The 11989-nt window shown below is 71.2% G+C and carries 11 protein-coding genes; 8 read left to right on the forward strand and 3 right to left on the reverse strand.

Annotated elements, in window-relative coordinates; genetic code table 11:
• Positions 1-8: 8 nt before the first annotated feature.
• Genes EV384_RS22300 through EV384_RS22310 form a run of 3 tightly spaced genes read right to left on the reverse strand, consistent with a single transcriptional unit; the run spans position 9 to position 2573 of the window.
• Positions 9-1154, reverse strand: a complete 1146-nt coding sequence (locus EV384_RS22300) for an acyl-CoA dehydrogenase family protein (RefSeq protein ID WP_130336241.1) — start codon at positions 1152-1154, stop codon at positions 9-11.
• A complete protein-coding gene (locus tag EV384_RS22305) occupies positions 1151-2266 on the reverse strand; it encodes a M24 family metallopeptidase (protein ID WP_130336243.1) in 1116 nt (371 codons plus the stop codon). Before EV384_RS22305 ends, EV384_RS22300 begins: the two co-directional genes overlap by 4 nt.
• Before the next feature lie 37 nt (positions 2267-2303).
• Entirely contained in the window at positions 2304-2573 is a 270-nt protein-coding gene (locus EV384_RS22310; protein ID WP_130336245.1) for a glutaredoxin domain-containing protein, read from the reverse strand.
• A gap of 231 nt (positions 2574-2804) precedes the next feature.
• Here EV384_RS22310 and EV384_RS22315 point away from each other — a divergent pair, with 231 nt between their 5' ends.
• From EV384_RS22315 to EV384_RS22350, 8 genes are all read left to right on the forward strand, one after another.
• The gene (locus EV384_RS22315; protein ID WP_130336247.1) at positions 2805-3674 is read left to right on the forward strand and encodes an aminopeptidase; all 870 of its coding nucleotides are present in this window, start codon (positions 2805-2807) and stop codon (positions 3672-3674) included.
• A gap of 366 nt (positions 3675-4040) precedes the next feature.
• Positions 4041-4421 (forward strand): YccF domain-containing protein, encoded by a 381-nt coding sequence (locus tag EV384_RS22320; protein ID WP_130336249.1) that lies wholly within the window; start codon positions 4041-4043, stop codon positions 4419-4421.
• A gap of 440 nt (positions 4422-4861) precedes the next feature.
• A complete protein-coding gene (locus EV384_RS22325; protein ID WP_130336251.1) occupies positions 4862-5863 on the forward strand; it encodes a LacI family DNA-binding transcriptional regulator in 1002 nt (333 codons plus the stop codon).
• 112 nt (positions 5864-5975) lie between these two features.
• Positions 5976-7652: an ABC transporter substrate-binding protein gene (locus tag EV384_RS22330; RefSeq protein ID WP_130336253.1), complete on the forward strand. Its 1677-nt coding sequence runs from the start codon at positions 5976-5978 to the stop codon at positions 7650-7652.
• Positions 7653-7765: 113 nt separating this feature from the next.
• Positions 7766-8938, forward strand: coding sequence for an ABC transporter ATP-binding protein (locus EV384_RS37335; RefSeq protein WP_130336254.1), 1173 nt, complete (start codon positions 7766-7768; stop codon positions 8936-8938).
• On the forward strand, positions 8935-9912 hold the full coding sequence (locus EV384_RS22340; protein ID WP_130336256.1) for an ABC transporter permease: 978 nt from the start codon (positions 8935-8937) through the stop codon (positions 9910-9912). The genes EV384_RS37335 and EV384_RS22340 overlap by 4 nt, the downstream gene beginning before the upstream one ends.
• A gap of 3 nt (positions 9913-9915) precedes the next feature.
• A complete protein-coding gene (locus tag EV384_RS22345) occupies positions 9916-10950 on the forward strand; it encodes an ABC transporter permease (protein ID WP_165440018.1) in 1035 nt (344 codons plus the stop codon).
• Positions 10947-11954, forward strand: coding sequence for an ABC transporter ATP-binding protein (locus EV384_RS22350; RefSeq protein ID WP_130336258.1), 1008 nt, complete (start codon positions 10947-10949; stop codon positions 11952-11954). The genes EV384_RS22345 and EV384_RS22350 overlap by 4 nt, the downstream gene beginning before the upstream one ends.
• The last annotated feature ends 35 nt before the right edge of the window (positions 11955-11989 follow it).

The following is an 11989-nucleotide window of genomic DNA, read 5'->3' on the forward strand; positions in this document are numbered from 1 at the left end:
GGCACAGGTTAGTGGCCCTTGGCCAGGGCGCGGGAGATGACCAGTCGCTGGATCTGGTTGGTGCCCTCGACGATCTGGAGCACCTTGGCCTCCCGCATGTACCGCTCGACCGGGTGGTCGGCGACGTAGCCGGCGCCGCCGAGCACCTGCACCGCGTCGGTGGTCACCCGCATCGCCATGTCGGTGGCGAAGAGTTTCGCCTTCGCCGCCTCGATGGAGTAGGGCCGGCCGGCGTCGCGCAGGCGCGCGGCCGCGAGGGTCAGCGCCCGGGCGGCGGAGATCTGGGTGGCCGCGTCGGCGAGGCTGAACCCGAGCCCCTGGAAGTCGATGATCGCGCTGCCGAACTGCTGTCGCTCCCGCGCGTACCCGACCGCGTAGTCGAGGGCGGCCTGGGCCAGCCCGACGGCGCAGGCGGCGATGCCGAGGCGGCCGGAGTCCAGGGCGGACATGGCGATGGTGAAGCCCATCCCCTCGCCGCCGATCAGCCGGTCGGCGGGCACCCGGGCGTCGTCGAAGGCGATCTGCGCGACCGGGGAGGAGTGCAGTCCCATGGTCCGCTCGGCGGCCTGCGGGTGGATGCCGGGCGTGGCCCGGTCAGCCAGCAGGCAGGAGATGCCCTTCGGGCCGGGGCCGCCGGTGCGGCAGAAGATGTTGTAGAAGTCGGCGACCCGGGCGTGGGTGATCCACGCCTTGGTGCCGGAGACGACGTACGCGTCGCCGTCGCGGACCGCCTTCGTGGTCAGCGCCGCCGCGTCGGAGCCGCCCTGCGGCTCGGAGAGGCAGTACGCCCCGAGCAACTCTCCGCCGATCATGTCGGGCAGCAGCTTGCGCTGCTCGTCGGTGCCGAACTGGGCCACCGGGTAGCAGGACAGGGTGTGCACGCTGACCGCCTCGGCGACCGCGAGCCAGCGGCTGGCGAGGATCTCCAGCACCTGGAGGTAGACCTCGTACGGCTGCGCGGCGCCGCCGTGCTCCTCCGGGTACGGCAGGCCGAGCAGCCCGGCCCGGCCGAGGGTGCGCAGCACCTCGCGGGGGAACTCGCCGCGCTCCTCGAAGCCGGCGGCCTTCGGCGCGAGCTCCCGGTCGGCGAGCTCGGTGGCGAGGTCCAGCAGGTCGTGGGCCTCGTCGGTGGGGAGGATCCGGTCGACAGTCATAGCGCGATGAGCTCCGTGGGGGTGGTGTTGAGCCGTTGGACGCCGTCCGTCGTGCAGACGACGATGTCCTCGATCCGGGCGCCGTGCCGCCCGGCGAGGTAAATCCCGGGTTCGATGGAGAAGGCCATGCCGGCCTCCAGCGGCCGCGGGTTACCCGCGACGACGTACGGCTCTTCGTGGCCGTCCAGGCCGATGCCGTGGCCGGTGCGGTGCAGGAAGGCGTCGCCGTAGCCGGCGGCGGCGATGAGGTCGCGGGCCACCGCGTCGACCTCCTCCGCGGTAATCCCGGGGCGGACGGCGTCGACCGCCGCGCGCTGCGCCTCATGCAGCGCCGCGTAGTAGTCGGTGAACTCGGCCGGGGCGGGGCCGCCGGCGACGTAGGTGCGGGTGCAGTCGGAGCGGTAGCCCGACGGCATCGTGCCGCCGATGTCCACCACCACCGGCTCGCCGGCGCCGATCGGCCGGTCCGAGGTGCCGTGGTGTGGGCTGGCGCCGTTGGGTCCGGCGGCGACGATCACGAAGTCGACCGTCACGTGGCCGGCGGCCCGGATCGCGGCGGCGATGTCGGTGGCCACATCGGCCTCGGTCCGGCCCGGGCGCAGCCACTCGCCCATCCTGGTGTGCACCGCGTCGATCGCCGCGCCGGCCTCGGCCAGGGCCGCCACCTCGGCGGGCGACTTGCGGATCCGCAGCTCGCGCAGCACCTCGCCGGCGAGCCGTTGGGCGGCGTCGGGCAGCGTGGCGCGCAGTGCGAGGACCTGCTCGGCCCACATCCGGTCGGCCAGTCCGACGGCCGTCACCGGGCCGGGCAGGGCCGCGCGGACCAGCGGGTACGGGTCGGTGCCGTCGGCGTGGTCGACGATGCGCAGCCCGGTGGCCGGCGCGGGGGACGCCTCGGCGGCCGGGCGCTCCAGGACCGGCACGATCAGCGTCGGCTCACCCTCGGCGGGCAGCACCAGGCAGGTCAGCCGCTCCCCCGCGTGGGCGTCGTACCCGGTCAGGTAGCGCAGATCGGAGCCGGGCGTGAGCAGCAGCGCGTCCAGCCCCGCGGTGGCGGTGGCGCGTTGCGCGGCGGCCAGCCGCTCGGCCGGGTACAGCTCGTCCGTTCCCACCCGCCCAGCTTAACGGTCGTTTGGGCGGCGGCGTAGCTCAGGCCAGCAGATGCGGGGCGTCCTCCCGGACCGCCGCCCGCAGTTGGCGCAGCGACGGGTTGACCAGGGCCCGCCCGGCGACCGTGACCGTCGGGACCGTCTCGTTGCCGTCGGCGACCGAGCGGACGAACGCGGCGGCGTCGGGATCCCGCCAGATGTTGACCGCCCGGTGCGGCAGCCGGGCGAAGCGCAGCTTCACCCAGAGCTTCAGGCAGTACGTGCACCTCGGCCGCCAGTACAGGACGACACCATCCCGGTTCTGCTCCATCCGGCCCTCCCGACCATGGCGCCGGCGGCGCCGCGGCCCAGTCTGCCAGGCCGGGTCGACCGGACCCCTGGCCACATAGCCTTTCGCAGGACTACAGGAGCGCCGACCAGCGGAAACGCCGGCCGCTCTGCTTGTACGCCCCGTAAGCCGGCTGGTCTTACCCTCGTTGACCCCAAATCGCCTGATATCCGGGGCCACGCGTGCCCTGGACAATGTGCCACGATCTTGACCATGCGTCTCCCGCTCGGCCTGCTGCTGGCATCCGTCGTGAGCGGTCTGCTCTCCGTTGCGGCGGCGCTGCTCGTCATGCCCGGCGGTTCACTGCAGTACGGCCTGGTCATGCTGCTCGCGCTGCTCGGGTACGTGGTGGTGGCGAGCCGGGGTATGCGTCGCGTGAGGTGGGCGGTCATCGTCGGTATCGGGCTGCTCGCCGTGGTGGCGGCGATGCGACTGTTCTGGTACCAGGAGCAGGTCGGTGATGCGGGCTTGCTGACGTACGGCCGGGTTGGTGAGACGGCCATGCTGGCACGCTGGCGGGAGATGATCGACCGGGAGCGGCTCGCCGCGGCGGGTCTGCTGCTTGGCGTTCTGTGTCTCGCGGCCGGTGTGTTGGCGTTGCCGGCGCGCGGTAGGCGGCGAGGTGTGGCGACCAGCGTCCTCGCGCTGCTGCTGCTCGCCTGGTTCGGGCTGAGCATCGCCAGAGGGTTCGGCCGCTATCCGCTGCTCGAACTGCTCGGGGCGGTAGGGCCAGCGCTGCTCGGCACCCTCGTGGCCATGGGGGTACTCGCGCTGTCCGGTTGGCGCGCTGACCGGCGATGGCTGCTCCCGGTCGGGTCGTTCCTGCTGGCGCTGGCGGCAGCTGACGCGTACTCGGATCTCGCCGCAGCGTGGTCAGGCTGGTGGATGATTTCCAACCCTCGTGACGATGCCTTCCTGCAGGTAGGGGTGAAGGTGAGCACGTCGGCGGAAAGCTTCCCGCAGGTGTCGAGGGCCGTAGAGGCGGCGATGGCGCTCGCCGGCCCCGGACTGGTGGCGGTCGGCGTATTGCACAGCTCCCGTGAGGCTGACCCTGGACAGGCCGAGGCCAGGCAACGTAGATAGGCACCGCGGTGAGCGGTCTCCTCGTCGGGCGTCGTAGACCGTCCAGCCTCTTTGGACGGGGACCAGGTGGAGCACCTCATCAGCTGGGCGGCCCACACCCTCTTCACTCCCCCGGCGCGCTCCGACGTCTGTGACCGGTGCGGCGGAGGGCTGTTCAGGCGCGACGAAGGCAGCCCGAACGTGTCACGACGGGACTGCTGTCCTACCGACCGGCGACGGCGCCCACCCTCGACCACTACCGGACGCTCGGCAAGCTGCGCCCGGTCGACGGGACGCGCCCGGTAGCGGAGATCGTCCCGGCAGCGCTGGCCTGATCCGGAGAGTCGCCGGGCCGCCGGGCTGGCGGCGGGTGGTCACGATGGAGGCGTGCTTCGCTTCGTATTGAACGTGCTGTGGCTCGTGTTCGGCGGCGGCATCGTCCTGGCCCTCGGGTACGGGGTGGCCGCGCTGATCTGCTTCGCCCTGGTCGTTACGATCCCGTTCGGCGTCGCCTCGCTCCGCCTCGCCTCGTACTCGCTGTGGCCGTTCGGCCGCACCCTGGTCCCGAAGCCGGGTGCCGGGGTCGCCTCCGGCGTCGCGAACCTGCTGTGGGTGCTGCTCGCGGGCTGGTGGCTCGCGCTGTCCCACATCGTCGCCGGCCTCGCCCTCTGCGTCACGGTCATCGGGATCCCGTTCGGCGTGGCGAACTTCAAGCTCGTGCCCGCGGCGCTGTGGCCCCTCGGCCAGGAGATCGTCGAGTCGCCCTGAGCCGCCGCCGGCGCGCACGTACCGCTCAGCGGACCGGCACGACGGTCACGAACGACGGGATTCGAGGAACGCCTCGATCTGGTCCAGGTCGGCCGGTTGCAGGCCACGGTTCGGGCGGGGCGCGATCAGGGCGCCGGCTCCCGTCGGGGTGGGTCATCGGAGCACCGTAGGTCGCACCCGCGGATCGGGCGACGCAATTTCCGGTCGTTCGCCGACATCGATGCTGCTCAGCGGCCTGCCCCCGCCCGCCGCCCGGACACCGCCCTGACCCATGGCGCACCCACCCTGGCCAGGCACTTCTTTGAGGTCTTGAAGTAAGTCATGTTTCGTTACGTCCCCGTTATTGACGTGACCGCTGTCACTTCGATTGACTGCGACGGAACCGCTTCCGAAACCGGTTCCGCAACACGTCCTCAATCCCTGCGACCCGGGAGCGTCAGGTGCCGATCACCATCGCCGACGTCGCCACCCGGGCGGGCGTGAGCAAGACGACCGTCTCCCGGGTACTCAATGGCAAGGGCGAGGTGGACGGCCGGACCGCGGACCGGGTCCGGGCGGTCATCACCGACCTGGGCTATGTGCCGAGCGCCCGCGCGGTCGGCCTGGCCCGGGGGCGTACCCGGGTGGTCGGCATGCTGGTGCCGGCGCTCACCTGGCCCTGGATGGGCGAGGTGCTCCAGGGGGCGGTCGACGCGGTCGAGTCGGAGGGGTACGGCCTCCTGCTGTTCACCTGCAATCGGGGCGACGAGTCGATGCGGCGGTTCGCCTCCCAGGTCTCCGCGAAGTCCTTCGACGGCCTGCTGGTGGTCGAGCCGGAGGGCACATTGGACTACATCAGCGCCCTGCACGAGCGGGGCCTGCCGGTCATCCTCATCGACGACCGCGCTCACCAACCGCGCTTCCCCTCGGTGCGCACCACCAACGAGGCCGGCGCGCGCGCCGCCGCGGCGCACCTGCTCGCGCTCGGCCGACACCGCCCCCTGGTGGTGACCGGCCTGCGCCGCTTCGGCTGCACCCGGGAGCGGCTCGCCGGCTTCGCGGGCGGCTACGCCGACGCCGGCCTGCCCATCGAGCCCGCCCTCGTCGTGGAGGGCGACTTCACCTTCGAGTGCGGGCGTGCCGCGGTGGAACGCCTGCTCGCCGACGGCGTGCCGTTCGACGCCGTCTTCGCCCACAACGACCTCTCCGCCGCCGGGGCGCTGCAGGCACTGCGCGACGCCGGACTGCGCGTCCCGGACGACGTGGCGGTCGTCGGCTTCGACGACCTGCCCCTGGCCGGGCACACCCACCCGCCGCTGACCTCCGTACGCCAGCCGTTGTGGGAGATGGGAGCGGCCGCCGCCCGCACCCTCATCTCCCACCTCGCCGGCACGCCGCTGCCCGACACGCCGACCATCATCCCCACCAGCTTCACCGTCCGCGCCTCGACCGGCACCACCTGACCCCTCCACCGCTGCCCACACCGGCGGGCACGCGCCCACCGGTGGCAACACCGCACACCCTCCATCCACCACATCCCGCTCGAGGATCGCGGGAACACCGAGGGAGACCTCCATGAGAAGAAGGCAGTTACTCGCCGTCGCGCTGGCCGGCGCAATGGCCACCGCCCTGGCCGCATGCGGCGACAGCCCGAACGCCAACAAGAAGAACGGCCAGGCGGCCACTGTGCTGAACGTCGGCATGCCGAACGGCCCGCAGGCCGAGAACAACAACCCGTTCCTCACCACGTCCGCCGCGGCCTCGCTGGGCTACCGCTGGCAGATCTTCGAGCCGCTGATGATGTGGAATCCGGTCAAGCCGGCCGAGCCGTTCAAGCCGTGGCTGGCGACCAAGGCCGAGTGGTCGCCGGACTACGCCTCGGTCAAGGTCACCATCCGGGACAACGCCACCTGGTCGGACGGGCAGAAGCTCACGGCCGAGGACGTCGCGTTCACCTACAACCTGGTCAAGAAGTACCCGGCGCTCAACGACCAGGGCGTCCCCTACACGGACGCGACCGCCAGCGGCAACGAGGTCACGATCACGATGGCCAGCCCGCAGTTCGTCAACCAGCAGAAGGTGCTGTGGCGGGTGCCGATCGTGCCCAAGCACATCTGGGAGAAGATCAGCGACCCGACAACCGACCCCGTGAAGCAGCCGGTCGGTAGCGGGCCGTACACCCTGAAGTCATTCACCCCGGCCACCACCACCCTGACGGTGCGCGACGGCGGCTACTGGCAGGACCTGCCGAAGGTCAAGGAGCTGCGCTTCACGTCGTACACGGACAACAGCGCGCAGACCACCGCCCTCGCCAACGGCGAGTCGGAGTGGAGCTTCGTCTTCATCCCTAACTACCAGACCGTCTTTGCCGCCAAGGACCAGGCCCACCACAAGGTGTGGGCGCCTGCGATCCTGGGCATCCACGGCCTTTACGTCAACACGACGAAGAAGCCGTTCGACGACCCGGTGCTGCGCCGCGCGATGAACATGGTCATCGACCGCGAGGACATCTTCACTACGGCGGAGGCCGGGTACTTCCACCCGCTGGTGAAGAGCGTGACCGGTCTGCCCAGCCCCGCCGGTGACTCGTTCATCGCGCCCGAGTTCAAGGGCCAGGAGCACAAGGTCGACGTCGAGGGCGCCAAGGCGCTGCTCACCGGCGCCGGCTACAAGCTCGACGGCAACACCCTCAAGGACAAGACCGGCAAGGCCGTCACGCTCAAGCTGACCGACCCGGCCGGGTGGTCCGACTACCAGACCAGCCTCGAGATCGTGAAGGACAACCTGTCCAAGATCGGCATCGCCGCGACGATCGACAAGGCCAACCAGGACGCCTGGTTCCGGAACGTCGAGCAGGGCAACTTCGACGCGACCTTCCGGTGGACCGAGGGCGGCGCCACGCCGTACGACATCTACCGGACCGTAATGGACGGCAGGCAACTGAAGCCGATCGGCACCGCTTCCCCCGCGGGCAACTTCGGCCGCTTCAACAATCAGCAGGCGACCGAGGCCCTGAAGGCCTACGCGAACGCCACCGACGAGGCCGCCCGTACCGCCGCGATGACCACGCTGCAGAAGGTCTTCATCGACCAGATGCCGATGATCCCGGTCGGCGCCGACAACATCGGTGGCGCGTACAGCACGAAGAACTGGACCGGCTGGCCCGACGACTCGAACCCGTACGGCGCCATGCAGCCCACCCAGCCCAACGCGCTGGACGTGGTGCTGCACCTCAAGCCCGCCGGTAGCTGACACCCGGCACCGCCTCCCCGGTCGGCCGCGGCCGACCGGGGAGGCGGAACTCACCCCACAAATCGGTACCCGTCACCTTCGGGTGACACGGCAACCCCAGACAGGAACTCGGCATGACGTTGAGCGAGAGCGCGACGGCGCCGGTCGACGAGGTGGTGCTGGAGGCCGTCGGCCTGACCAAGCACTTCCCCGTCCGCAAACGGCTGCGTGACCTCTTCTCCCGGACGCCGGCAGTCGTGCACGCCGTCGACGACGTATCGTTCGCGTTGCATCGCGGCCGGGTGACCGCGCTGGTCGGGGAGTCCGGCTCCGGCAAGTCCACGGTGGCCCGGCTGCTGGCCCAGATCTACCCCCGCACCGCCGGCGACATCCGCCTGCACGGCACGTCGACCAGGGTGCGCGGCGGTCGTCCGTTCCGGTCGTACGTGCGACGTGTCCAACTGATCCTGCAGGACCCGTTCGCGTCGTTGAACCCGGTGCACACCGTCCGCTACCACCTCACCCGATCGCTGCGGATCCACGGCAACGCCGGGCGCAGCGCCGAGGACCTGGACAAGGCCCTCGCCAACCTGCTCACCCGGGTCAGCCTCGCCCCGCCCGAGCGCTACCTGGACGCGTTCCCGCACGAACTCTCCGGCGGCCAGCGGCAGCGCGTCGCCATCGCCCGGGCGCTCGGCGCCGACCCGGAGGTGCTCCTCGCCGACGAGCCGGTCTCCATGCTCGACGTCTCGATCCGCCTCGGCGTGCTCAACCTGCTGCAGGACCTCAAGGAGCGGCTCAACCTCGCGATCCTCTACATCACGCACGACATCGCCTCGGCCCGCTACTTCGCCGACGAGACGATCGTGATGTACGCCGGCCGCCTGGTCGAGGGCGGCGACAGTGAGACCGTCACCCAGAACCCGGCCCACCCGTACACCCGGCTGCTCACCGAGTCGGCACCGGATCCCGAGCGGATCACCGGCGACGGTGCCGGTGCCGGCATCGACGAGGCCGCCGGGAAGGACCGCGGTCAGGGTGAGCCGCCGAGCCTGATCAGTCCGCCCGCCGGCTGCCGGTTCCACCCCCGGTGCCCGCACGCCATGCGACGCTGCACCGCGGATGTGCCGCCGCGGCTGACCGTCGGCGACCGACCCGGCCACTGGACGGCGTGCTGGCTTTACGATCCGGCCACCGTCGCGGCCGACGCCCCCGGCTCCGCCGCCCCTGACGCCGACCCGGCCGTGCCGCCACCCCCGGCGCTGGTCGAGCGGGAAGACGCCGCCACCCTGGGGGAGGCACGATGAGATTCCTCCTGCAGCGCGTGGCCTTCTACCTGTTCACGGCGTGGGCGGCGATCACGCTCAACTTCTTCATCCCGCGGATGGTCCCGGGCGACCCGGTCCAGTCCCTCATCTCCCGCAACCAGGGCCGGATCAGCGCCGACGCCATCCAGTCGTTGCGCGTGCTGTTCGGGCTGGACGAGAACGAGAACGTCTGGGAGCAGTACCTCGACTACTGGGGGCAACTCCTCCACGGTGACCTGGGGCTGTCCTTCACCTTCTTCCCGGCGCCGGTGTCGACGGTGATCGGCGACAGCCTGCCGTGGACCGTTGGTCTGGTCGGCATCACCACGATCATCAGTTTCCTGCTCGGCACCGCGCTCGGCGTCGGCGCCGGCTGGCGGCGTGGCTCGTGGGTCGACGGACTGCTGCCGGCCACGACGTTCCTGTCCTCGATCCCGTACTTCTGGTTGGGCCTCGTCGCCATCGCCCTGTTCGCCGGGCCGGGGAGCTTCTTCCCGTCCTCCGGCGGCTACGAGCCGGGCCTCGTGCCCGCGTTCGACCAGTACTTCATCCCGAGCGCGATCCAGCACAGCATCCTGCCCGCCGCCACCATCCTGGTCTCCTCGATGAGCGGGTGGATCCTCAGCATGCGCAACATGATGGTCACCGTCTCGTCGGAGGACTACATCACGGTCGCCCACGCGAAGGGGCTGTCGGAGCGCCGGGTGGCACTCAGCTACGCCGCCCGCAACGCGCTGCTGCCCAACGTCTCGGGCTTCGCCCTGTCGCTCGGGTTCATCGTCGGCGGCACGCTGCTGGTGGAGATCGTCTTCTCCTACCCGGGTCTCGGCTACCAGCTCTTCCAGGCGGTGGGCGCCAAGGACTACCCGCTGTTGCAGGGGATCTTCCTGATCATCACGATCTCCGTGCTGGTGGCGAACCTGCTCGCCGATGTCGCGTACCTGCTTCTCGACCCGCGGACCCGAAAGAGCTGAGCGATGACAATCTCACCGTCGAGCATCGAGCAGGTGATCCCCGGTCAGGGGGCGATGGCCCAGCCGGCGGCCGCGCCGGGCCGGGCGAAGCGGCGCCGGTTCCGGTTCGTGGCCAACGCCAAGGCCGCGACCGGCCTGGTCATCCTGGCCGTCTACTGCCTCTTCGCGGTCATCGGGCCGTGGGTGGCGCCGTACGACCCGGACGCGCGCAGCGGCGACGTCCTCCAGCCGCCGTCGACCACGCACTGGTTCGGCACGACCCATCTGGGTCAGGACATCTTCAGCCAGATCCTGGTGGGCGCGCGCAGCGTGATGGTCGTGGGCCTGATCGCCGGCGTGCTGGCGACGATCCTGTCCATCCTCATCGGCGTGACGGCCGGCTACATCGGCGGGGCGGCCGACGAGGGCCTGTCGGCCCTGTCCAACGTGTTCCTGGTCATTCCCGCGCTGCCGCTGATCATCATCGTGACGTCGATCGTCGAGCAGGCCAGCGACACGCTGGTCGCGCTCATCATCGGGTTCACCTCGTGGGCGTGGGGCGCGCGGGTGCTGCGCGCGCAGACGTTGTCGCTGCGGCGCCGCGACTACGTGGAGGCGGCGCGGGCCACCGGCGAGCGGACCTGGCGCATCATCCTGTTCGAGATCCTGCCCAACCTCACCGCGATCATCGCGTCCGGCTTCGTCGGCACCGTCATCTTCGCGGTCATGTCGGAGATCACCCTGGCCTTCATCGGCATCTCGTCGATCTCGTCCTGGAACTGGGGCACCATCCTGTTCTGGGCCCAGGGCCAGCAGGCCCTGGCCCAGGGCGCCTGGTGGTGGTTCGTCCCGGCCGGGCTGGCCATCGCGCTGCTCGGCACCGCCCTCGCCCTGATCAACTTCGGCATCGACGAGTTCGTCAGCCCCCGGCTGCGCAGCGCCGGCAAGACCCGGATCCGCACCGCCGACGGCCGCACCGTACGGATGCGGGTCGGCTTCACCCCCGTGCTGGCGCCGTCTCGTCCGGTACCGGCCCCCCGAGAGGAGGTCGCCCCGTGAGGGATCCGGTGCTGGAGATCCGCGGGCTCCGCGTCGACTACGGGCTCGGCGACGCGGCGGTGCACGCCGTCCGCGACGTCGACCTCACCCTGCACCGGGGCGAGGTGCTGGGGCTGGCCGGGGAGAGCGGCAGCGGCAAGTCCACCCTGGCGTACGGCCTGACCCGGCTGCTGCCGCCGCCCGGCGTGGTCAGCGGCGGCGAGGTGATCTACCACCCCGCCGACGGCCCGCCGGTGGACGTGCTGTCACTGTCGCCGGCGGAGCTGCGGGCGTTTCGCTGGGCCGAGGCGTCGATCGTGTTCCAGGGCGCGATGAACTCGCTGAACCCGGTGCACAAGGTCTCCACCCAGTTGCTCGACGTGATCAAGGCGCACGAGCCGCGTACCACGGCCGCCGCCCGGCTGGCCCGGGCCCGGGACCTGCTGCGCCTGGTGGGCATCGCCGCCGACCGGCTCGACAGCTACCCGCACCAGCTCTCCGGCGGGATGCGGCAACGGGTGATGATCGCCATGGCGCTGGCGTTGGAACCGCAGGTCGTCATCATGGACGAACCCACGACCGCCCTGGACGTGGTGATGCAGCGGCAGATCCTCGGCCAGCTCGCCGAACTGCGCGAGCGGCTCGGCTTCGCGGTGCTGTTCATCACCCACGACCTGTCGCTGCTGGCCGAGTTCTCCGACCGGATCGCGATCATGTACGGCGGCCGGATCGTCGAGGAGGCGCCGGCCGGCGAGCTGTACCGGCGGGCCCTGCACCCGTACACCGACGGGCTGCTGCACTCCTTCCCGGCGCTGCGCGGCCCCCGCCGCGAGCTGACCGGTATCCCCGGCTCCCCGCCGGACCTGCGCGCCATGCCCACCGGATGCGCGTTCCACCCCCGCTGCCCCCGGGCCTTCGCGCCCTGCGACGCCGAGGTCCCACCGCTCGGCCCGCCCGGTGACGACAACCCCGGGCGCGCCGTCGCCTGCTGGCTGCACCCCGCCGCCGCGGCGGTCCCCCGGTGAGCCGTCGCGGCCCGACCGGCCCGGCGACCACCCAC

Source organism: Micromonospora kangleipakensis (assembly GCF_004217615.1).
Lineage (GTDB): Bacteria > Actinomycetota > Actinomycetes > Mycobacteriales > Micromonosporaceae > Micromonospora > Micromonospora kangleipakensis.

Bases quoted from the DNA above. Each gene is read 5' to 3' on its own strand.
- EV384_RS22300 (WP_130336241.1), bottom strand. From the start codon at position 1,154: ATGACTGTCGACCGGATCCTCCCCACCGACGAGGCCCACGACCTGCTG.
- EV384_RS22310 (WP_130336245.1), bottom strand. From the start codon at position 2,573: ATGGAGCAGAACCGGGATGGTGTCGTCCTGTACTGGCGGCCGAGGTGC.
- EV384_RS22315 (WP_130336247.1), top strand. From the start codon at position 2,805: ATGCGTCTCCCGCTCGGCCTGCTGCTGGCATCCGTCGTGAGCGGTCTG.
- EV384_RS22330 (WP_130336253.1), top strand. From the start codon at position 5,976: ATGAGAAGAAGGCAGTTACTCGCCGTCGCGCTGGCCGGCGCAATGGCC.
- EV384_RS37335 (WP_130336254.1), top strand. From the start codon at position 7,766: ATGACGTTGAGCGAGAGCGCGACGGCGCCGGTCGACGAGGTGGTGCTG.
- EV384_RS22340 (WP_130336256.1), top strand. From the start codon at position 8,935: ATGAGATTCCTCCTGCAGCGCGTGGCCTTCTACCTGTTCACGGCGTGG.
- EV384_RS22345 (WP_165440018.1), top strand. From the start codon at position 9,916: ATGACAATCTCACCGTCGAGCATCGAGCAGGTGATCCCCGGTCAGGGG.